This window comes from Roseovarius sp. (assembly GCF_030373445.1).
In the GTDB taxonomy this organism is placed as follows: domain Bacteria; phylum Pseudomonadota; class Alphaproteobacteria; order Rhodobacterales; family Rhodobacteraceae; genus Roseovarius.
This window is the reverse complement of record NZ_JAUCYU010000004.1, coordinates 330,182-352,131: the sequence shown is the minus strand read 5'-3', so window position 1 is coordinate 352,131 and position 21,950 is coordinate 330,182. Positions and strand designations below refer to the sequence as shown.

The 21,950-nt window shown below is 65.9% G+C and carries 19 protein-coding genes; 9 read left to right on the top strand and 10 right to left on the bottom strand.

Annotated elements, in window-relative coordinates; all coding sequences use genetic code 11:
• Positions 1–3: 3 nt before the first annotated feature.
• The 4 genes from QUV18_RS10105 to QUV18_RS10090 all read right to left on the bottom strand — a co-directional run bounded on the left by QUV18_RS10105 (position 4) and on the right by QUV18_RS10090 (position 5,010).
• A complete protein-coding gene (locus QUV18_RS10105; protein ID WP_300893764.1) occupies positions 4–453 on the bottom strand; it encodes a YtoQ family protein in 450 nt (149 codons plus the stop codon).
• A gap of 71 nt (positions 454–524) precedes the next feature.
• Positions 525–1,484 (bottom strand): hypothetical protein, encoded by a 960-nt coding sequence (locus QUV18_RS10100; protein WP_300893763.1) that lies wholly within the window; start codon positions 1,482–1,484, stop codon positions 525–527.
• Between the two features lie 216 nt (positions 1,485–1,700).
• Positions 1,701–4,100, bottom strand: a complete 2,400-nt coding sequence (gene pheT, locus QUV18_RS10095) for a phenylalanine--tRNA ligase subunit beta (RefSeq protein WP_300893762.1) — start codon at positions 4,098–4,100, stop codon at positions 1,701–1,703.
• A 148-nt stretch (positions 4,101–4,248) separates the two neighbouring features.
• On the bottom strand, positions 4,249–5,010 hold the full coding sequence (locus tag QUV18_RS10090) for a sulfite exporter TauE/SafE family protein (protein ID WP_300893761.1): 762 nt from the start codon (positions 5,008–5,010) through the stop codon (positions 4,249–4,251).
• Between the two features lie 187 nt (positions 5,011–5,197).
• Here QUV18_RS10090 and QUV18_RS10085 point away from each other — a divergent pair, with 187 nt between their 5' ends.
• Positions 5,198–6,886, top strand: coding sequence for an acyl-CoA dehydrogenase family protein (locus tag QUV18_RS10085; RefSeq protein WP_300893760.1), 1,689 nt, complete (start codon positions 5,198–5,200; stop codon positions 6,884–6,886).
• A gap of 6 nt (positions 6,887–6,892) precedes the next feature.
• Here QUV18_RS10085 and QUV18_RS10080 read toward each other — a convergent pair whose 3' ends face one another.
• From QUV18_RS10080 to QUV18_RS10070, 3 genes are all read right to left on the bottom strand, one after another.
• Positions 6,893–8,842 carry a cytochrome c3 family protein gene (locus tag QUV18_RS10080; protein WP_300893759.1) on the bottom strand — a complete coding sequence of 650 codons (1,950 nt, stop codon included), beginning with the start codon at positions 8,840–8,842 and terminating at the stop codon, positions 6,893–6,895.
• A gap of 44 nt (positions 8,843–8,886) precedes the next feature.
• Complete coding sequence (locus QUV18_RS10075; protein ID WP_300893757.1) at positions 8,887–9,345, bottom strand: VOC family protein; 459 nt, start codon at positions 9,343–9,345, stop codon at positions 8,887–8,889.
• A gap of 63 nt (positions 9,346–9,408) precedes the next feature.
• Positions 9,409–10,035, bottom strand: a complete 627-nt coding sequence (locus QUV18_RS10070; protein ID WP_300893756.1) for a TetR family transcriptional regulator C-terminal domain-containing protein — start codon at positions 10,033–10,035, stop codon at positions 9,409–9,411.
• A gap of 221 nt (positions 10,036–10,256) precedes the next feature.
• On the opposite strand from QUV18_RS10070, the gene QUV18_RS10065 reads away from it, so the two are divergent.
• From QUV18_RS10065 to QUV18_RS10030, 8 genes are all read left to right on the top strand, one after another.
• Entirely contained in the window at positions 10,257–11,507 is a 1,251-nt protein-coding gene (locus QUV18_RS10065) for a Zn-dependent hydrolase (RefSeq protein ID WP_300893755.1), read from the top strand.
• 83 nt (positions 11,508–11,590) lie between these two features.
• Entirely contained in the window at positions 11,591–13,054 is a 1,464-nt protein-coding gene (gene hydA / locus QUV18_RS10060) for a dihydropyrimidinase (protein WP_300893754.1), read from the top strand.
• A 97-nt stretch (positions 13,055–13,151) separates the two neighbouring features.
• A complete protein-coding gene (locus tag QUV18_RS10055) occupies positions 13,152–13,937 on the top strand; it encodes an ABC transporter ATP-binding protein (RefSeq protein WP_300893751.1) in 786 nt (261 codons plus the stop codon).
• Positions 13,938–14,171: 234 nt separating this feature from the next.
• Entirely contained in the window at positions 14,172–15,047 is an 876-nt protein-coding gene (locus tag QUV18_RS10050; protein ID WP_300893750.1) for an ABC transporter permease, read from the top strand.
• Positions 15,044–15,889, top strand: a complete 846-nt coding sequence (locus QUV18_RS10045; protein ID WP_300893749.1) for an ABC transporter permease — start codon at positions 15,044–15,046, stop codon at positions 15,887–15,889. The genes QUV18_RS10050 and QUV18_RS10045 overlap by 4 nt, the downstream gene beginning before the upstream one ends.
• Positions 15,890–15,919: 30 nt before the next feature.
• Positions 15,920–16,912, top strand: coding sequence for an ABC transporter substrate-binding protein (locus tag QUV18_RS10040; RefSeq protein ID WP_300893748.1), 993 nt, complete (start codon positions 15,920–15,922; stop codon positions 16,910–16,912).
• 270 nt (positions 16,913–17,182) lie between these two features.
• Complete coding sequence (locus QUV18_RS10035; RefSeq protein WP_300893746.1) at positions 17,183–18,691, top strand: D-alanyl-D-alanine carboxypeptidase family protein; 1,509 nt, start codon at positions 17,183–17,185, stop codon at positions 18,689–18,691.
• A gap of 166 nt (positions 18,692–18,857) precedes the next feature.
• A complete protein-coding gene (locus tag QUV18_RS10030) occupies positions 18,858–19,208 on the top strand; it encodes a hypothetical protein (protein WP_300893744.1) in 351 nt (116 codons plus the stop codon).
• Positions 19,209–19,220: 12 nt separating this feature from the next.
• On the opposite strand, the gene QUV18_RS10025 is transcribed toward QUV18_RS10030, so the two are convergent.
• The 3 genes from QUV18_RS10025 to QUV18_RS10015 are packed head-to-tail and all read right to left on the bottom strand — an operon-like array spanning position 19,221 to position 21,928.
• Positions 19,221–19,574: a VOC family protein gene (locus QUV18_RS10025; protein ID WP_300893742.1), complete on the bottom strand. Its 354-nt coding sequence runs from the start codon at positions 19,572–19,574 to the stop codon at positions 19,221–19,223.
• A gap of 9 nt (positions 19,575–19,583) precedes the next feature.
• Entirely contained in the window at positions 19,584–19,742 is a 159-nt protein-coding gene (gene ccoS, locus QUV18_RS10020) for a cbb3-type cytochrome oxidase assembly protein CcoS (RefSeq protein WP_300893740.1), read from the bottom strand.
• Between the two features lie 2 nt (positions 19,743–19,744).
• A complete protein-coding gene (locus QUV18_RS10015; RefSeq protein WP_300893739.1) occupies positions 19,745–21,928 on the bottom strand; it encodes a heavy metal translocating P-type ATPase in 2,184 nt (727 codons plus the stop codon).
• Between the last annotated feature and the right edge of the window lie 22 nt (positions 21,929–21,950).

Here is a 21,950-nt window from a genome sequence, read left to right as displayed (position 1 = left end):
GCCTCAGCCCGGCAAGGTACCTTCCAGCACGTAGCGCAGGATATCGACCACCTGCCCCGGCTCGCGCGCCACGGCCATCGCGGCGGCGTCGACCTCCTTCAGGGCGTGGTCGTGCTCGGGCGGTTGCAGGATGATCAGTGACTTGCCCAGCGCGCTGGCGACACCGGCATCGAAGGCGGCGTTCCACTGCTTGTACTTGTCGCCGAAGCGGACGACGACCACGTCGGCATCCTCGATCCCCTTGCGGGTGCGGATGGAGTTGACCAGCGCGCCCTTGCGGTCGTGCCAGAACTTGTCGTCCTCGGCACCCAGGATGGCCACCCCGCAATCGTCGGACGCCGCGTGATCGGTCACCGGTGAATTGAACCAGACGTCGAGCCCGTGGGCCCCCTCGACGATCTGCTGGCGCCAGTCGGTGTGGATTTCACCGGACAGGTATACTCTCAGCCCCATGGGTCATGTCTCCTTCTTGGTCGCCCCAAGGGATAGCGCCGGGACAGGCAGGGGCAACCCCTCGCCTGCCCCTAGAAGGCCATCTTCCAGAAAAGCGGCCTGTCCTTCGGCAACCGCGACAGGTGCTTGCGCCGCTTGCGCCGCAGGAAGGGCGGTACGTCGCGCGTGGGCTCGAAGCAGAAGGCTTTCGGCAGCGACGAATAGAGCGAGACGGGCGGGCGGGAGTGTTTCAGCACCGCCCCCGGTCCCGGCTGGTGATAATAGATTTCCGCAATCCGCAGCCGATCGCGCAGCAGCTTCAGCGCGGCCAGAAGCACGGCACGCGGCCAGACCTTCTCGTACCGCGCGGTTAGCGCCGCTTCGTAGGCCTGCGTATCGCGCAGGGCGCGGGAGCGGGGGCGGAGGTGGCGCAGGTCGTCCAGCTCCCACCGGACGAAGCGCAGCCAGTCGGACTGGATTTCCTCGATCAGCGCCACCCCTGCCCCGCGGTCGATATCGAGCCGCGCCCAGGCGAGCGTCGGCCGCCCGGTGCGGCGCACCGGGTGCTCCGGGCATTCGAACTTGCCACGGTCCTGCAGCCCAACGGTGCGTTCCAGGAGGGCTGCGTGATCGCCGGGAAAGTTAAGTTGCAGCACGAGGTTGCGCCCGGGGCGGCTGGTCTGGGCCCAGTGCCAGTTGCTGTTGCCCCAGACGGTGAAGCTCAGTTCGAAGTCGAGCCAGGGCAGATCGAAAGCACGTTCCAGCGCGGCCAGTGTTGCGGGGGTGAGGCTTTCGTAGGGGATGGGGCCGTCGGCATGGGTCAGCACCTGAAGGTCGGCGCGGCGGATCATCCCGTCGCCTGCGGCGGTGAGGGGTTTCACCAGCGGCCTGTCGAGCAACTTGGCCAGCGGCCCTTGGCGCACAGCGCGCACGGGAGCGTCGGCGGGCAGCAAGGCCTGAAGCAGCCAGGCGCTTTCGCGGTCGGTGTAGTAGTTGAACGGCTCCGCGCTCGGCAAGTCCTGCCGCAGGCGGATGATCTCGTCGGGGGTCATCGGTCTGATCCTGGGGTATGCGCCATCGCGCCCGCAGGTCAGGCCGCGGGCAACTAGAGGGTCTTGTCGGGCGGGCTTGGCCGCCAATCGTGTGCAGACATGTCTCTCTCCTGCAAAGTGGGAGTCGTTGCGTAAGGCGCCTGAATACGAGAAGGGCTCGAGTCGCCTCAAGCCCTTCTGAAATTCACTCAGGGAAACTGTGACCGGCGGGTCACGTTACTTGCGCAGCACGCCGCCGGTGGCTTTCTCGACCTTCTCGACGATCTTCTGCGACACGGCCTCGATATCGGCGTCCTTCAGGGTGCTGTCGGTCGGTTGCAGGCGCACGGTGATGGCGAGGCTTTTCTTGCCCTCGCCGAGGCTGCCGCCGATGAACTCGTCGAAAACGCGGACATCCTCGATAAGCGCCTTGTCGGCCCCGGCGGCGGCGTTGACGAGGTTGAGCGCCTCGACATTCGCATCGACCACGAAGGCGAAGTCACGCTCGACCGCCTGCAGCCCGCTCACCTCGAGCGCACCGCGGTTGGCGCCGGCCTTGCGGGGCAGCGGCACCTCGGCGGGCCAGATGGTGAAGCCGACGACGGGGCCTTTCACATCCATCTCGCGCAACACCTTGGGGTGCAGTTCGCCGAAGATGCCCAGCACCTTTTTCGGGCCCAGGCAAATCTTGCCGTGGCGGCCCGGGTGCCACCAGCCCTCGGCATCGCGCAATATCTGTACTTTCGCCGGGGCGCCGATGGCGGAAAGCACGGCCTCGGCATCGGCCTTGGCGTCATACAGATCGACGGCGCGCGACTGGCCGTGGACGTCCTTGGGACCGGTGCGGCCGACAAGGATGCCGGTGGCCAGCAGGTGCTGTTCACCCGGCTCACCGCCCTGGAAGGCGTGACCCACCTCGAAGAGCGCCATGTCCATGATCCCGCGCGCCTGGTTGCGGGCGGCGGCCTGCAACAGGCCGGGCAGCAGCGCCGGGCGCATGTGGCTCATTTCCGAGCTGATCGGGTTCGCCAGCATCTCGGCATCGGTGCCGCCGCCGAAAAGCTCGGCCGCCGGTTTGTCGATGAAGCTGTAGGTGACGCATTCGTTGTAGCCAAGCGCGGCACAGGTGCGGCGCGCGATCTGCTCGCGCTTCTGGATCGGGCTCAGGATGGGCTTGGGCACGCCGGCCGACATGCGCGGCATGGGCTTGCCCTTCAGCTTCGTCAGCGAGGCGACGCGGGCCACCTCTTCCACCAGATCCGCCTCGCCCATCACGTCGGGGCGCCAGCTTGGCACGTGGGCCATGTTGCCCTCGAGCCGGAAGCCGAGCCGGGTGAGCGTCTGGCGCTGGTCGCTTTCGGGAATGTCCATGCCGACAAGCGACTGCACCCGCGCGGGATCAAGCCGGTAGGCGCGGCTGACATCGGGCACCTCGCCCGCGACGACCACGCTGGACGGCTCGCCGCCACAGAGATCGAGGATCATCTGCGTGGCCAGCTCGTGACCCTGCATATTGAATTCCGGGTCGATGCCGCGCTCGTTGCGGTAGCGGGCGTCGGAGTTGATCTTGAGCGCGCGGCCGGTATGGGCGATCTGGATATGATCCCAGACGGCGGCCTCGAGAAACACGTTGGTCGTCTCTTCGGTACAGCCGGTGGCAAGGCCCCCCATGATGCCGGCGATGCTCTCGACGCCCTCGTCGTCGGAGATCACCACCTGCCCTTCCGAGAAGGTGTAGGTCTTCTCGTCGAGCCCTTCCAGCGTTTCGCCGCCCTTGGCGCGGTGGATGCGCAGGTTGCCCTTGACCTTGTCGGCGTCGAACACGTGCAGGGGGCGGTTGCGGTCATGGGTGAAGAAGTTGGTGATATCCACCAGCGCCGAGATCGGGCGCAGGCCGATGGCGCGCAGACGGTCCTGCAGCCATTCGGGGCTGGGGCCGTTCTTCACATTCCGGATCAGGCGGCCGGCGAAGACATGGCAGCCGCTCTCGCGCGTGTCGTCATCGATGGTGACGTCGATCGGGCACGGGAACTGCCCCTCGACATGGGCCTCGGGGGCGGGCTTCATCGTGCCGATGCCACGCGCGGCAAGGTCGAGGGCGATGCCGCGCACGCCCAGCGCGTCGGGGCGGTTTGGGGTGATGGCGATCTCGATCACCGGGTCGACCTTGGCCGGGTCATTGGCGGCCAGCCAGTCAGTAAAACTCTGACCCACCTCGCCCGACGGCAGTTCGATGATGCCGTCATGCTCTTCGGAAAGCTCCATCTCGCGCTCCGAGCACATCATGCCGAAGCTCTCGATGCCGCGGATCTTGCCGACGCCGATGGTGGTATCGATGCCGGGCACGTAGACACCGGGCTTGGCGATCACGACCGTGATCCCCTCGCGGGCATTGGGGGCGCCGCAGATGATCTGCTTTTCGCCCTCGTCCGTCATCACCTGGCAGACGCGGAGCCGGTCGGCATCGGGGTGCTGCTCGGCCTTGACGACCTTGCCGATGGTAAAGGCCGACAGGCGGGCGGCGGGGTTCGAGATTTCCTCGACCTCGAGACCGAGATCGGTCAGCGCCTCGGCGATTTCATCGACCGTGGCGGTCGTTTCAAGGTGGTCTTTGAGCCAGGACAGGGTGAATTTCATCGTGCGTCTTCCGCCGGTTTTTCGAACTCACGCGGGCTTTAGCGGATAAGATGCGGTGTTGGAAGGGGGCGCTGCCCCCAACGTTGGACCCCTGCAGGGGTCCAACGCCTCCCCCGGGATATTTCCGGCCAGAAGAAGCCGGGCCGTGTCACCCCGCGAAGAGGGCGCGGCGCAGGAGGTTGAGGCCTGCCAGCAGCAGAAGGATCAGGGTCAGCCGTCGGAAGGCGGCCTGGTCGATCCGGTCATTGATGGCAAAGCCCGCCCAGATGCCCAGGAGCGCCGGCGGCACCAGCAGGGCCGAGACCTTGAATGTCTCGGCGTTGAGCACGCCCGAGGCGAGGTGTGCGCCCATCAGCACCACGGCGCCCGCGCCGTAGATCACGCCCTGCACGCGCAGATGTTCGGATTTCTCGGTGTCGAGCGCAGTCAGCAGCGCCACGGTAGGCGGGCCCCAGACGCCCGAGATGCCGCCGAAGAACCCCGCCACGGCCCCGGCACCGTATTCCACCCGCGCGCCCGGCGGGCTGGGGAGGCGCAGAGGGCGGCCCGCCAGGGTGAGCCCGGCGTAAAGCGTCATCGGCACGCCGATCACAAGGAACAGCACCCCGCTGGGGATCGAGGTGACAAGCTGGGCGGCGAAGACCATCAGCACGAACCCCGCTAGCAGGAAGCGCCGGAAGCGGCGGACCGAGGCCCATGCCGCCCCCGCCCCCTGCCGCAGGGCCTGCCAGAGATTTGTGACCAAGGTCGGCAGGATCAGCCAGCCCAGCGCCACGTCGGGCGGCACCATCATGCTGAGCCCGGAAATCAGGATCATCGGCATGGCGAAACCGACCAGCCCCTTGACGAGGCCGGCCAGCAGGGCCACCGCGCAGGCGACGGCCACCAGTTCCGGCGTAAGTGCGTCCATCGGCCCCCTCCTAGCACTTTCCCCGGCGGGCGCACGGGCTATTTGAGGTTTGGCAGCTGGAAGGCGTGCTGCGCGTGCGGCATGAGGGCGCAAGATTAGAACAAAACCTAAGGGTATTCGGCATAATAGTTGCGCTGCACCTGCAAAGTGGCTAGGACGGGGCGACTTCGAAAAGGGGAACTGATTCATGGCTCATGACGGACAGGACAGCGTGACGTCGAACCCGGTCGTGCTGGACGATCTTCTGACCCTCACCGGCGCCGCAGTGGCGCCCGCCGAAACCGTGCTGGAAGCCGCGAAGGAGGCCGTGCGGGCCATGGTCGTCGTCGATGGCCGCGTGTCGTCGCGCGCCGTGGAGGCGCACCAGAGCGCGGCGCACGGGCTGGCGTGGCTGGCGACCTACGTCGAAGCGCTGCGGCAGATGCAGAAATGGGCCGAGGGGCTGAAGGAGGACGGCAAGTTCGGCGAGGTCGAGCAGCTTATTCACCAGATCGCCTTTGGCGAGTACCTGCACCAGATTGCCGGCGGCATCGCCATGAACCAGGGCGAGGTGGTGCGCCTGCAGGAGATGGGCCTTGGCTGGGATGCGCTGCCGGGCTTCCAGTGCAGCGAAGTGCAGACCCTGATGGCCCGCGGCAACAGCCAGGCCGCGCGCACGCGGCTTGTCGAGCTGATGCAGGAGCGCAGCGCCGAGACCACGGTGGGCGCCACCGGGCTCGATGAAGAGCTGGAGATGATCCGCGAGCAGTTCCGCCGCTTCGCGCTCGACAAGGTCGAGCCGCACGCGCACGAATGGCACCTCAAGGACGAGCTGATCCCGATGGAGATCATCGAGGAGCTGGCCGAGATGGGCGTGTTCGGCCTGACCATTCCCGAGAACCTTGGCGGGCTGGGCCTGTCGAAGGCGTCGATGGTGGTGGTTTCGGAAGAGCTGTCGCGCGGGTATATCGGCGTCGGCTCGCTCGGCACGCGGTCGGAGATCGCGGCGGAGCTGATCCTGGCCGGGGGCACGGACGACCAGAAATCGCACTGGCTGCCGAAGATCGCGAGCGGTGAAATCCTGCCGACGGCCGTCTTTACCGAACCCAACACCGGCTCGGACCTGGGCAGCCTGCGCACCCGCGCGGTGAAGGACGAGAACGGCGATTACAGCATCACCGGCAACAAGACCTGGATCACCCATGCCGCGCGCACCCACGTGATGACGCTGCTGGCGCGGACCGATCCGTCGACGACCGACTACAAGGGCCTGTCGATGTTCCTGGCCGAGAAGACGCCGGGCACCGACGAGGCCCCCTTCCCCACCGAGGGCATGACCGGCGGCGAGATCGAGGTGCTGGGCTATCGCGGCATGAAGGAATACGAGCTTGGCTTCGACAACTTCATGGTCAAGGGCGAGAACCTTCTGGGCGGCGAAGAGGGCAAGGGCTTCAAGCAGCTCATGGAGACATTCGAGAGCGCCCGCATCCAGACCGCCGCCCGCGCCATCGGTGTGGCGCAGTCGGCGCTGGATATCGCCATGCGCTATGCCGTCGACCGCAAACAGTTTGGCAAGTCGCTGATCGAGTTTCCGCGCGTGTCGGGCAAGCTGGCGATGATGGCGGTCGAGATCATGATCGCCCGCCAGCTGACCTATTACAGCGCATGGGAAAAGGATAACGGCCACCGCTGCGACCTCGAGGCCGGGATGGCCAAGCTGCTGGGCGCCCGGGTGGCGTGGGCGGCGGCGGATAACGGGCTGCAGATCCATGGCGGCAACGGCTTCGCGCTGGAATATTCGATCAGCCGGGTGCTGTGCGATGCGCGGATCCTGAACATCTTCGAAGGCGCGGCCGAGATCCAGGCGCAGGTGATCGCGCGGCGGCTGCTGGGGTAGCCCGGCTCAGTCGAGCATCGCCGCATGGCGGGCAGCCTCATCGGTACGGCCCGCGAATTCCAGCAGGGCAATCAGGTCGCGGCGCAGGTCGTCGGCCTCGGGCGCGACGTCTAACGCGCGGGTCAGGTGCCCGATGGCCGCATCGGTCTCTCCGGCATCGGCGGCGATCCGGCCAAGCAGCGCCATCGCCCGCCACGACACCGGGCGCAGGGCCAGCGCTTGTTGGGCGGCGGCCCAGGCGCCGTCGATATCGCCGCTGTCATACAGCATCCCGGCAAGGTTGATCTGGCCGCTTGCAACGCCGGGGTCCGCTGCCAGCCGATCCTGTTGCAGGCGGATGGCGCGCCCCTGCTGACCGGTCTTGAAAAAGGCCGAGGCGGCGAGGTTGACGCTGGTGTGGTTTGCCGGATCTAGCGAGAGGGTGTGCTCGGCGATACGGTCTGCCTCGACGAAACGGTTCTGGGTCACGTAGGCGCGCAGCAGGTGCATCCACGGCTCATGCGCGGCGATCGGGTTTTCGGCCAGCAGATCGCGCAGCGCGTTTGCCGCATATCCCGCCCGATAGCCCGTGTGCTGCAGAACGGCCGCGATCTTGAGCGCCAGCGCCTCGTCCTCGGGCACGGCCGCATCGGGGTCGGCAAGGTAGACCTCGAGCACCTGCGCCGGCAGCTTCTCGATCGGTTCCAGCAGGCCTGTACCGGGGCGCCGGACGATGCGGTGATCGGTCATCCAGACCTCGATCACGTCCTGCGTGCGCCGCTCGGGCATGTGGCAGGTGGTGCAATCCTCGCTTGCGGCAATGTCGGGGTGCAGCCCCTCCGCCAGCACCATCTCGGGCAAGCCGTTGGCGTCGGTTTCGTGGCAGCTCAGGCAGGCCTCGCGGTAATGCGCCGCCCGCTCCTCGGGTTTGATCTTCACATGCGGATCGTGGCAGGTCAGGCAGCCCAGCGCACCCTCGCTGGCGGTGAAACAGGCGCTCTGCTCCATGCGGTAGGGGTGGTGGTTGATGTCAAACCGTTCCCCCTGTTCGCGATGGCCGTCGACGATGTCGAGTTGGAGGATGAAATCGCCCAGATCCTGCCCCGGCCGAAAGGAATACGGCCCCCGGCCCAGCCGGAACTGGCCGTTCACCGCCACGGTGGGCTGCATGTGACAGCCGTAACAGATCGAGTAGAGCCGCTCGCGATCAAGCTTGCCCGGCTGGACGATGGCGGCCCGCAGCGTTTCGATATCTGTATCGCCGGTCATGGCGTGGCGCACATGCTCTGCCCCAGGGCCGTGGCAGCGCTGGCAGCCGATCCCCTCGGGCAGGTCGGCGGGGTAGAGCCACGCCATCCCCTCACGCCCGCTGCCCTCCGCGTACTCGGCATAGGCGTTGTGACATCCCATGCAGCGCGGGCTGACCTCGCGCAGCACACCGCCGTGATCGGCGAACTCATAGCCCGGCGCCATGGCCCATTTTCCCTCCTGCGAGTACCACGCCAGAGGCAACTGGTGCAGGGCGCCGTCAGGAGTCTGGTACAGGTAGACGCGGGAATGGTTGCCCGACCCCAGAACCCAGTCGACGGCGACCGAGAACCGGTCAATCTCCGTCCCGTCCGGGGTAAGCCGGTGGCGGTGGAACCAGTAGGTGCCGTCGCGCCATTCCATCCGGTAATGCCGGTTCGATGGGGCGTGGAAATAGGTGCCCGGCTCGAAATCCTCGATCACCTTCTCGGCGGCAGGGCGGTAGAAGCTGCGGGCCATGCCCATCTCGGCAAAGCTTTCGGCCTTGTCGGCGTGGCACTCCGCGCAGGTGGCGTCGGGCACGTAGCCGCTTGCAGCGCCATGGCTGACATTCACCCCGAAATCGGCCAGGATCGCGGCTGTATCCGGCAGACCCTCCGCCGCGGTGGATAGCGGCGCAAAAAGCAGCGCCAGCAATGCAGTCGCCGGAAGGGATAAGGTCCTGAACATGCTGGAAAGAGCGTAGCAGCGGGCCAATGACCCGGCAAGCGCGGTCAGGCGTCGGCTGGCGGGTCGATCCCCTTCTCGCGCAGTTCCTCCAGCGCCTCCTCCGACTTGCGCAGGCCTTCATGCCCCGAGGAGTCGAGCACCTCGCGGGCCTTGAGGAACTGGATATCCGGGTAGGCCACGACCTCGACCCGGTTGCCCCAGGGGTCGAGGAAGTCGAACCGCTTTTCGGACACGAAGGTGATCCCCGCCGCTTCCATCCTGGCGCGCAGCCCGTCGCGATCATCCACGACGAGGCCGAAATGGCGGTGATTGTCGGTGGTGATCTCCTCCACCTCCATCAGGGCGAGGAACTGGTCGCCCATGTCGAGGAAGGCCGAGCCCTCGCCGCGCCCGCGCAGCTCGAAATCGAACCACTGGCCGTAGAAATCGAGCGCATCCCCGATGTCACCCACTTCGAGGGCGACATGGTTGATGCCGACAAGCTTGGGGCGTTTGGCAGGCATGGGACAGCTCCGTTTCACGAGACGCTAGAGGGTAGCGCGGGGGCGCCGCCCGTCCAGCCTGCGTCAGGGCGTCAGCAGCCGCCGGTAGAGCGTGTCGAGATAGGCGCTGGCGCCCTCGAGAACGTCCTGGCCTTCCATCAACACCTGCAATTGCGCGTCGAAATCGGCGTAATGCTGTGTCGTTGCCCAGATCGAGAAGATCAGGTGACGCGGGTCGACCGGCGCGATGCGGCCCTCGGCGACCCAGCCGTCGATCATCGTGGCGGACTGTTCCAGCAGCGGCTTCAGCACGGTCTCGAGGTCGGGGCCCATGCGTGGCGCGCCGTGGATGATCTCGTTGGCGAAGAGGCGGCTCTCGCGGGGAAACTCGCGGCTCATCTCGAGCTTGCGATGGACGTATTGGAGCAACTCCTCCAGCGGGTCGCCCTCGGGGTCGATCTTGCGCAGCGGATCGAGCCAGGTATCCATCAGCGCGTTGAGCAGGGTGACGTGAATTTCTTCCTTGCCCGAGAAGTAATACAGGATGTTCGGCTTCGACAGCCCGGCCTCGGTGGCGATCTGGTCGAGCGTCGCCCCTCGGAAGCCGTATTGCGAGAACACCTCGAGCGCCGCGTCGAGAATACGCTTGCGGTTCCGGCGCTGAATCCGGCTCGGTTTCGGGGTCTCCGCCGCCGGGGAACTGTCCTGCATCAGGGGTCCTTTCCTGCACTGCTCAAATCTCTAGCATCAATGGCCTGCCACTGGCCAGATCGGCGGGGCTCCGCACTCGCGCCTTGACAGGGAAAGCCCGCTCCGCAATCGTAACTTGACCAAATGGTAAAAAAGCCACGACCGCAAGAGCCGGCCCCTGATTTGCGCATCCCGCGCGACTCGGGCACCTTGGACAGGTCAACAGCAAGGGGGATGATGCCATGGCGGCACCGGGCGAGAACCTGAAGATCAACGGCGACCGGCTCTGGGACAGCCTGATGGAGATGGCCAGGATCGGCCCAGGCGTGGCCGGCGGCAACAATCGCCAGACCCTGACCGACGAAGATGCCGAAGGGCGCGCCCTTTTCCAGAAATGGTGCGAGGAAGCGGGCTGTTCCATGGGGCTTGACCAGATGGGCAACATGTTCGCCCGGCGCGAGGGCACCGACCCCGACGCGCTGCCGGTCTACGTGGGCTCTCACCTCGACACCCAGCCGACGGGCGGCAAGTATGACGGGGTGCTGGGCGTGCTGGCCGGGCTGGAACTGGTCCGCACCCTGAACGACCTCAACATCAAGACGAAGCACCCGATCGTGGTGACCAACTGGACCAACGAGGAAGGCACGCGGTTCGCGCCGGCCATGCTGTCCTCGGGCGTCTTCGCGGGGATGCACGAACAGGACTGGGCCTACGGGCGCAAGGATGCCGAGGGCAAGAGTTTCGGCGACGAGCTGGAGCGGATCGGCTGGAAAGGCGAGGAGAAGGTGGGCGACCGCAAAATGCACGCGTTCTTCGAGCTGCATATCGAACAGGGCCCGATCCTCGAGGCCGAGGAAAAGGATATCGGCGTCGTCACCCACGGTCAGGGCCTCAGCTGGACACAGGTGACGATCACCGGCAAGGATGCCCATACCGGCTCGACGCCCATGCCGATGCGCAAGAATGCGGGGCTGGCGATGGCCCGCGTGCTGGAACTGGTCGAGGAGATCGCCCTGTCGCACGCGCCCGACGCCGTGGGCGCGGCGGGGCATATCGAGATCTACCCCAACTCGCGCAACGTGATCCCCGGCAAGGCGGTCTTCACCGTCGATTTCCGTTCGCCCCAGCTTGACGTGATCGAGGACATGGTGGCCCGGATGAAGGAAGGCGCGAAGAAGATCTGCGCCGACATGGGCTGCGAGGTGGAGTTCGAGAAGGCCGGCGGGTTCGACCCGGTGGAATTCGACGAGGGCTGCGTGACCGCCATCCGCAACGCGGCCGACCGGCTGGGCTATTCCCACCGCAACCTCGTCTCGGGCGCCGGGCACGATGCCTGCTGGATCAACCGTGTGGCGCCCACCGCCATGGTGATGTGCCCCTGCGTCGACGGGCTGTCGCATAACGAGGCCGAGGAGATCTCGAAAGAGTGGGCCACGGCGGGGACGGACGTGCTGATGCATGCCGTGGTGGAGACGGCGGAGATCGTGGAGTAATTGGGGGCCAGCCCCCAAACCCCCGGGATATTTTGCCCAAGAAGAAGGCAGATACTCTGCGGGATAAACCAGGGAGTTAAACAATGACCACCAAAGTCATCAAGAACGGCACCGTCTGCACGGCAGACCGGACGTGGAAGGCCGACGTCCTGATCGAGGGCGAGACGATCAAGCAGATCGGCGAGGACCTCTCGGGCGACGAGTATATCGACGCCGAGGGCGCCTATGTCATCCCCGGCGGCATCGACCCCCATACGCACCTGGAAATGCCATTCATGGGCACCACGGCCGCCGAAACCTTCGAGACGGGCACCTGGGCCGCGGCCTGTGGCGGGACGACCATGCTGGTCGATTTCTGCCTGCCGGGCGCCGACGGCTCGCTCAAGAACGCGATCAACGAGTGGCACCGCAAGTCGGGGCCGCAGATTTGCAGCGATATCGGCTACCACATCGCCGTGACCGGCTGGAACGAGACCATCTTCAACGAGATGAAGGACGCCGTGGAAATGGGCGTCAACTCGTTCAAGCACTTCATGGCCTACAAGGGCGCGCTGATGATCGAGGATGACGAGATGTTCGCCTCGTTCAAGCGCTGCCGTGAGCTGGGCGCGCTGCCGATGGTGCATGCCGAGAACGGCGATATCGTCGCCGACCTGCAGCAGCAGATGCTGGAACAGGGCATCACCGGGCCCGAGGGGCACGCTTATTCGCGGCCGCCGGAAGTGGAGGGCGAGGCCGCTAACCGGGCGATCATGATCGCCGACGCGGCGGGCGTGCCGCTCTATATCGTGCACGTGAGCTGCGAGCAGGCGCATGAAGCCATCCGCCGCGCTCGGCAGAAGGGGATGCGGGTCTATGGCGAGCCGCTGATCCAGTTCCTGACCCTCGACGAGAGCGAGTATTTCAACAAGGACTGGGATCATGCCGCCCGCCGCGTCATGTCGCCCCCGTTCAGGGACAAGGAGAACCAGGACGGGCTGTGGAACGGCCTTTCCGCCGGGTCGTTGCAGGTGGTGGCGACCGACCACGCCGCCTTCTCGACCGAGCAGAAGCGGATGGGCGTGAACGACTTCACCAAGATCCCCAACGGCTCGAACGGGCTGGAGGAGCGGCTTTCGGTGCTCTGGACCAAGGGCGTGGAGACCGGTCGCCTGACGCCGCAGGAATTCGTGGCCGTGACCTCGACGAACGTCGCCAAGATCCTCAACATCTACCCGAAAAAGGGGGCGATCGTGGAAGGGGCCGATGCCGATATCGTGGTCTGGGACCCGAAGATTTCCAAGACGATCTCGGCGGCCAATCACCATTCGATCCTCGATTACAACGTCTTCGAGGGTTTCGAGGTGACGGCCAACGCCCGCTACACCATCTCGCGCGGCGAGGTAATCTGGGCCTGGGGCCAGAACTCGCAGCCGCAGCCCGGCCGCGGCCGTTTCGTGCCCCGCCCGGCCTTCCCCTCGGCGCATGCCGCGCTGTCGAAGTGGAAGGAGCTGACGGCGCCGAAACAGATCCACCGGGACCCGATGAACATTCCGGCGGGGATCTGAGACGAACCGGCCGGTCCCGCCAACAGGCGGGACCGGCCCATTGACAACACCGGGCCAGCATGGGCGCAATCTGCGCGGTGCAAGCGGGGGAAGACACGTGACGGGAAATTCGGTCATCAGCGCAGAGAACCTCTCGCTGACCTTCGAGACGAATGACGGGCCGGTTCATGCGCTCAAGGACGTGACGCTTGACGTCCGCAAGGGCGATTTCGTGTCCTTCATCGGGCCATCGGGCTGTGGCAAGACCACCTTCCTGCGCTGCATGGCCGATCTGGAGCATCCCACCGGCGGCACCATCACCGTCAACGGCGTCAGCGCCGCCGAGGCGCGGATGGCGCGGGCCTATGGCTATGTCTTCCAGGCGGCCGGGCTCTACCCGTGGCGCACCATCGGCGGCAATATCCGCCTGCCGCTGGAAATCATGGGCTACGGCAAATCCGAGCAGGACCGTCGGGTGAAGGAGGTGCTGGAACTGGTCGACCTGGCGGGATTCGAGAAGAAATATCCCTGGCAATTGTCCGGCGGGATGCAGCAGCGCGCCTCGATCGCGCGGGCGCTGGCCTTCGATGCCGACATCCTGCTGATGGACGAGCCCTTCGGCGCGCTGGACGAGATCGTGCGCGACCACCTCAACGAGCAGCTTCTGCAGCTCTGGGACCGGACGGAAAAGACGATCTGCTTCGTTACCCATTCGATCCCCGAGGCGGTTTATCTTTCGACGCGCATCGTCGTCATGTCGCCCCGGCCGGGGCGGATCAGCGACGTGATCGAAAGCCCGCTACCGAAGGAACGGCCGCTCGACATTCGTGATACGCCGGAATTCCTCGAAGTCGCCCATCGCGTCCGCGACGGGCTGCGCGCGGGGCACAGCTATGATGAGTAGCACCCGCTCCTCCGCCCTTGCGGGCGGCGTCGCCATTTGCGGGGGTGCCCCCGCCCTTTTGACGGGGCGGAGGACTTTCACCTTTCGCGGTCATCGGCTCTCCAGCCTGTACCGCTCTATCAATAAGCCACCAAATCCTTTCATCTTTCAAAAAATACTCAATATCCCCGCTCTCGGAAGACGGAGCAATTCGAGTATTTATGGAAAGATGAAACACCGGGCGGGGACAACCTGATGCGGAATGCCGTGCCTGTCCTGACCGTGGTCGCCGTGATCTTCGCCTTGTGGTACGGGGCCGCGGTCGTGCTGAACGCGCCATGGGCCTATGACAAGGCCAAGCGCGCCGACGTGACGCTGGGCTTCTCGGAGCTCGTGGCCGACACCTGGAGCCAGGACAAGCCCAAGCTGCCCGCGCCACACCAGGTGGCGGTGGAAATCTGGAACACCACCGGCGAGATGATCAAGGACGGCCGCGCCTTCTCGAAGCGGTCGCTGATCTATCATGCCTGGGTCACCTTCTCCTCGACCATGCTGGGGTTCCTGCTGGGCACCGGCCTCGGCATCGCGCTGGCGGTCGGGATCGTCTACAACCGGACGATGGACATGAGCGTCATGCCGTGGGTCATCGCCAGCCAGACCATCCCGATCCTGGCCATCGCGCCGATGATCATCGTGGTGCTGAACGCGGTGGGCATATCCGGGCTGCTGCCCAAGGCGATGATCTCGATGTATCTCAGCTTCTTCCCCGTCGTGGTCGGCATGGTGAAGGGCCTGCGCAGCCCCGGGCCGATGCAGCTTGACCAGATGCGCACGTGGAACGCCTCGGCCTCGCAGACCTTCTGGAAGCTGCGCCTGCCCTCGTCGATGCCCTACCTGTTCACCTCGCTCAAGATCGCCATGGCGGCGAGCCTCGTGGGCGCCATTGTGGGAGAGCTGCCCACCGGCGCCGTGGCCGGCCTTGGCGCGCGGTTGCTGACCGGCAGCTATTACGGCCAGACCATCCAGATCTGGAGCGCGCTGATCATGGCCGCGACGCTGGCGGCCGTTCTGGTGGGACTGATCGGGCTGATGCAGCGGATCACGCTCAAGCGGATGGGGATGGCGGAATGATGTGGGTGGTCGCAGGTCTTGCCGCGTGGGCACTGGGGTGGTGGCTCAACCACGTGCTGTCGCACCGGCCGCGCACCCGCTTCACCCGGCTGGCGGTGCCGGTGATCTTCGGACTGACGATCATCGTGGTCTGGGAATGCATCGTGCGGGGGTTCGACATCCCGACCGTGCTCTTGCCCGCGCCAACGCAGATCGCCGCGCGTTTCGCCGCCTCCACCGGCATCCTGTGGCAGGATTTCGTGCAGACCGCCATCAAGGGCGCGCTGACCGGCTATATCCTGGGCTGTGGCGCCGCCGTGCTGTTGGCCATCGCCATCGACCGTTCACCGTTCCTCAAGCGCGGGCTGCTGCCGGTGGGCAATTTCGTGGCCGCCCTGCCCATCGTCGGCACTGCGCCGATCCTAGTGATGTGGTTCGGCTTCGACTGGCAGTCGAAGGCGGCGGTCGTCGTGGTCATGGTGTTCTTTCCGATGCTGGTGAACACCGTGCAGGGACTGCAGGACACCGAGGCGATGCAGCGTGACCTGATGCGCACCTATGCCGCAAGCTACTGGCAGACGCTGTTCAAGCTGCGCCTGCCAGCCGCCATGCCGTTCATCTTCAACGGGCTCAAGATTGCCACCACGCTGGCGCTGATCGGCGCCATCGTGGCCGAGTTCTTCGGCTCGCCGATCAAGGGCATGGGCTTTCGCATCTCGACCTCGGTCGGGCAGCTCTCGATGGACCTTGTCTGGGCCGAGATCGTGGTCGCCGCGCTGGCGGGCTCGGGCTTCTATGGCGGGGTTGCGCTGATCGAGAAGGCAATGACATTCTGGCACCCGTCACAAAGGGGCCGGGCATAACCGGAAACCACAACAAGGGAGACGACAAAGATGAAGAAACTTGCCACCACAATCGGCCTTGCGGCCGCGGGGCTTGTCGCCGGCATGGCGCAGGCCGCCGACGAGGTCACGATCCAGCTCAAATGGGTCACCCAGGCCCAGTTTGCGGGCTATTACGTGGCCCAGGACCAGGGCTTCTACGAAGAGGAAGACCTCGACGTCACGATCAAACCGGGCGGCCCCGACATTGCGCCGGCCCAGGTCATCGCCGGCGGGGGTGCCGACGTGATCGTCGACTGGATGCCCTCGGCGCTGGCCAGCCGCGAGAAGGGGCTCGACCTCGTCAACATTGCCCAGCCCTTCAAGAGCTCGGGCATGATGCTGACCTGCCGCAAGGATACAGGCGTCGAGGGCCCGGAAGACTTCAAGGGCAAGACGCTGGGCGTCTGGTTCTTCGGCAACGAATACCCGTTCCTGAGCTGGATGAGCCAGCTTGGCATCCCGACCGAGGGCGGCGATGACGGGGTGACCGTGCTGAAGCAGGGCTTCAACGTCGACCCGCTGCTTCAGGGCCAGGCGGCCTGCATCTCGACCATGACCTATAACGAGTACTGGCAGGTCATCGACGCGGGCCTCACGCCCGACGAGCTGGTTGTCTTCAAGTACGAGGACCAGGGCGTCGCCACGTTGGAAGACGGGCTTTACGTGCTGGGCGAGAACCTCGAGGACCCGGAGTTCGCCGACAAGATGGTGCGCTTCGTCCGCGCCTCGATGAAGGGCTGGAAATGGGCCGAGGAGAACCCCGACGAGGCGGCGATGATCGTGCTCGACAATGACGCCACCGGCGCCCAGACCGAAGAGCACCAGAAGCGGATGATGGGCGAAGTTGCCAAGCTGACCGCGGGCTCGAACGGCGCGCTCGATCCTGAAGATTTCGAGCGGACGGTCGAATCGCTGCTGTCGGGCGGCTCGGCCCCGGTGATCACCGAGCACCCGGGCGATGACGCATGGACCCATGCGATCACCGACGAGGCGCTCAACTAAAGCGTGATTCCGCCATGCGGGTGACGGGCCCTGGCCGGAAACGGCCCAGGGCCCGTTTTTTGTGCAGAGCATCCTCGCCACATTCCCGCCACATTGGCACGGGTTGGGAGCGACGCGAATCTACATACCACATGTTGTGGAAACGCAACCCAGCACCCGGATAACTCTTTTAAATGACGGCTTTATTCGAATTTCGCCTTGTGTTACCAATAATCCCATAAAGTAAAAAACCCGCCAAAAGTGCGGGACGAGGCAGAGAAGAGCAGGTTCATGAGAGCCCGGAGCAAACAGCCGATCCGGTGGGGTCTGGTGGCGTTGGCCGCCCTCTGGATGATGGTAATAGTCCCCCTTAGCGCCGCGGCGGCGCCCTATGCCGCCCTCGTGATGGATGCCCGTTCGGGCGAAGTACTGCATGCCCGCAACGCGGACACGCGGCTTCACCCGGCATCCCTCACCAAGATGATGACCCTCTACATCGTGTTCGAAGCCGTCGAGAACGGCGAGATCGGGCTTGATGACAGGATCAAGATATCCAGTCACGCCGCCAGCGAGCCACCCAGCAAGCTGGGCCTTCGCGCCGGGCAGAGCATCCGCCTGCGCTACCTGATCCGCGCGGCCGCCGTGAAGTCGGCCAATGACGCGGCCACCGCGCTCGGCGAGGCGATAGAGGGCTCCGAGGCCCGGTTCGCGGCGCGGATGAACCGTACCGCCAAGGCGCTCGGCATGAAGAACACCACCTTCAAGAACGCCCACGGGCTGACCGAGTCCGGGCACCAGTCGACCGCCCGCGACATGACGATCCTCGGGCGGCACCTGTTCTACGACTATCCCGAGTACTACAACCTGTTCTCGCGGATCACGGCCGATGCGGGCGTGCGCAAGGTCTATCACACCAACCGCAAGCTGCTGAGCAGCTACCGGGGCGCCGACGGCATCAAGACGGGCTATACCCGCGCCGCCGGCTTCAACCTGACGGCAAGCGCGGAACGGGACGGCAAGCGCATCATCACCACCGTCTTCGGCGGCCGCTCGACTGCCTCGCGCAATGCCAAGGTGGCCGAGCTGCTCGACCTCGGCTTTGCCCGGTCGAAGACGCATGTGGCCATCAACAAGCCGTCGAAGCCACCTTATATGGGCAAGATCAACGGCGACGATGTGCCCGGCGGTGTCGGCAAGGTCGTGCGGCTCGCCAGCGCCGCCGCGGTCAAGAGCAGCCTGCGGCCGGTGATGCGCCCCGTGCCCGAGGAGCCGGCACCGGTGCTGGTGGCCGACAAGGCGGATATCGAAAACGCGATCCTCGCCGCGCAGGAGGTCTCGCTGGACGAGCCCGAAACCGAGCCAGAGCGCAATACCGCCGAGGCGGAAGAAGCCGAACTCGTGCCCGAGCCCGGCTCTGCAATGCTGACCGCGGCGCTTGACGTGAACCCGGACGTCACGCCGGAACTGCGGCCCGAAAGCATCGTTCTCGCCTCACGCGAGATCGGCGAGCCCAAGGGCGACCCCGAGCAGGAGATCGTCGAGCGCGTCTCGACCTCGGGCGGGCGCCACTGGGGCATCACCGTGGGCCGCTACCCGAGCCAGTACAAGGCGCGCAAGGTATTGCTGCAGATCGCGCTGAACGAGATGTCGACGCTCGATGGCAGCCTGCGCAAGGTGCTCAAGCGCAACAGCGGTTACGACGCCAATTTCATGGGCATGACCCGCGAGACGGCCGAGCTGGCCTGCCGCCGGCTTCAGGCCAAGAAGATCACCTGTTTCATGATCGAACCGACGGGGTAGCGCCCTGTCGGTCGCGCCGATCCCCGTTACGAAGGGCCGGGTGACGACCACACCTCCCCTAACCGGGACGTGCACCTCCCGGACGCGGCCCCCACCGCCGCGTCCGGGAACTTTGCTTCTGGCCCCGGCGTTCTATCTTTTAGCTGTACGCCGCTGGGAGGTTGCCATGCTGAAACATATTCCCTTCATCCTCGTCCTTGCCATGGTCGCATCGGGCCCGGCCACCGCCGCCGACACGACGGCCATGTGTCTCGATCAGAGCGGCAACGACGACACCCAATGCGAATGCGCGACCGACGCTCTTGCAGAGGAGATCGGCGAGGAAGACGCCGACATGTACAACGCGGTCGGTGTGCTCTACCTCGACGGCAAGGCCAACGGCCAGGAGGAAGAGGCTGCGTGGGACGCGGCGATCGAAACGGTCGCCGGGCAAAACGATACCGACCGTGAGGAGCTGCTCGAGCGGATGAACGCCGCGCGGGAGGCGCATGACGAGGCCATTAAATCCTGCGAGTGACCTCGCCCTGCCCTATCCCTTGTGCGAGAGGATGTTGACCAGCTTGCCCGCCGGGTCGCGCAGGTAGAAGCGCCGCACACCCCAGGGCTCGTCCGTCAGTTCATAGGCAATGTCGCACCCCATATCCTGTGCCCGGGCATAAGTGGCATCGACGTCATCCACCTCGATCGAAAGATCCGGCACCGGCGTGCCTGAACCGCCCTCGGACATGATGCTCACCTGTGTCAGCGCCTGCGCGCCCGAGGCCAGCGTCGCGATCCAGCCCATGTCCATCGCCGTCTCCAGCCCCAGGAGCTCGGAATAGAACGCCCGCACCTCCGCCACGCGTTCCGTTGCGATGTTGGCGACGATCCGCTTGACGGCCATGGCCTTCCCCTACTGCTTCGGCTTGTCGTCGTACTCGTCCGAGAGGATGCGCCGGGCGTCGCCCTCGGGGTCGTCATACTGGTTGGTCTTCACCGTCCAGATGAAGAAGGCCAGCCCCAGCCCGCCCATGATCAGCGAGATCGGAATGAGATAGGCGAGGATGGTCATGGCTACCTCAGGCGCAATGCGTTCAGAGACACGGTAATCGACGAGGCCGACATGGCCAGGGCCGCGATCAGCGGAGAGCACAGCCCCGCCACCGCCAGCGGCACAGCCACGATGTTGTAGATGGTGGCGATGCGGAAATTCTCCCGGATCCGGCGGGTTGCGGATGTCGCGGTGCCGCAGGCCGAAGGGATGGGCGACAGGTCACCGCCCAGCAGCACGATATCGCTTGCCACCCGCGCGGCATCCAAGGCTGAAGCCGGCGAGATCGACACATGCGCCGCGGCCAGCGCGGCAGTATCGTTGAGCCCGTCGCCCACCATCAGCACGCGCCGCCCCTCGTCGGTCATCGCACGCACCCGCGCGGCCTTGTCCGCCGGAAGCGCCTCGGCCATCCAGCGCTCTATCCCCAGCCTCTGCGCCAGCGCCTCGACAGCCACAGTGGTATCGCCCGACATCAGGTACACCTGCTTGCCCGCCGCCTTCAGCTCGGTCACGGCCTCCTCCGCCCCGGTCCGCAGCCGGTCGGCTAAGATGAACCCCACCGGCGCGCCCTCGCCCCGCTGAAGGAAAGTCGCCGTCACCGCCAAACCCTCGGCCCCGGTCCAGCTCGCCCGGCCCAGCCGCACCTCCTGCCCGTCCGCGATACCCCTCGTACCATAGCCCGGCACCTCGCTGACATCGCTCACGCGGGCCGGTGCATACCCCGCCGCCCTTGCCGCCTTGGTGATGGCTTGCGCCAGCGGATGCGACGACCCCTGCGCCAGCGCCAGTGCAAGCTCCACATCCGACCGCTTCAGATCGCCCAGGTTGGTCAGCTCTGGCGTTCCCTCGGTCAGCGTGCCGGTTTTGTCGAAAACCACCGCATCGACCTCGGCCAGCCGCTCCAGCGCCGTCTCGTGCTTGATCAGCATGCCGCGGCGGAAAAGCCGCCCGCTTGCCGCCGTGGTCACCGCCGGCACGGCCAACCCCAGCGCGCAGGGACAGGTGATGATCAGCACTGCCGCCGCGATGTTGAGGGCGGTGCGCACGTCGAAGGTGTAGAGATACCAGCCCACGAAGGCCAAACCGGCAAGGATGTGTACCCCCGGCGCGTAGAGCTTCGCCGCCTTGTCGGCCAGCGAGGTATAGCGCGACCGCCCCGACTCGGCGATCGCCACAAGGTCGGCCATCCGGTGCAGAGAGGTATCGGCGCCCACCGCCGTCGCCCGCACTCTCAGCGGCCCGGTCAGGTTCACCTCGCCGGCCGACACGGCCTGACCGGCGCCGGCGAACACCGGGACCGTTTCGCCCGTCAGCAGCGACCTGTCGATCTCCGACGTACCCTCGATAATCTCGCCATCGACCGGCATCCGCCCACCGGGGCGCACCAGCACCATGTCACCCACGGCGAGCTCGGCCACCGCCACCGTCTGCTCAACCCCGTCGCGCAGCCGCACCGCACGCGGCACCTCCAGCGCCGTCAGCTCCTCCGCCGCCGACCGGGCAATCGCCCGCGTGCGATGATCCAGGTACCGCCCCGCCAGCAGGAAGAAGGTCAGCGCCAGGGCCGCGTCGAAATAGGCGTGCTCGCCAGACAGCGACGTCTCCCAAAGCGAGGTGACCACTGCCAGAAGGATCGCCAGCGTGATCGGCACATCCATGTTGAGCTGCCGCTTCTTCAGCGCCGCCCAGGCGTTCACGAAGAAGGGCTGGCCGGAAAAGGCGATCGTCGGCAGGGCGATCGCCGCGGAAATCCAGTGGAACATGTCCCGCGTCGCATCCTCGGCGCCGGACCAGACCGACACCGACAAGAGCATCACGTTCATCGAGGCGAAGCCGGCCACCGCCAGCCGCATCAGCAGGTTGCGCCCGGCCCGGTCGTTGGACGTGGCGTTGAGCGTACCGGGGTCAAGCTCGTGCGCCTCGTAGCCCAGCCCCTCGACCAGCGCCTTCATGTCCTGCGCGGTGACATCCTCGTCGGCCTCGACGCTTGCCCGCTTGAGTGTCAGGTTCACCCGCGCCGAATGCACCCGTGGATCGGCGTTCAGCGCCTTCTCGATCTTGGTAATGCAGGCCGAGCAATGGATCGTCGGCAGGCTCAGGGCGATATTTGCCCCACATTCGCCGTTTCCGGCCAGCGCTTCGGCCGCCGGCGCCGCCGAACAGGCCGGACAGGCCGAGGCAGAGGGGCGCATCGTGGCGGTCATCGCGCCACCTGTCCCGGCCCCC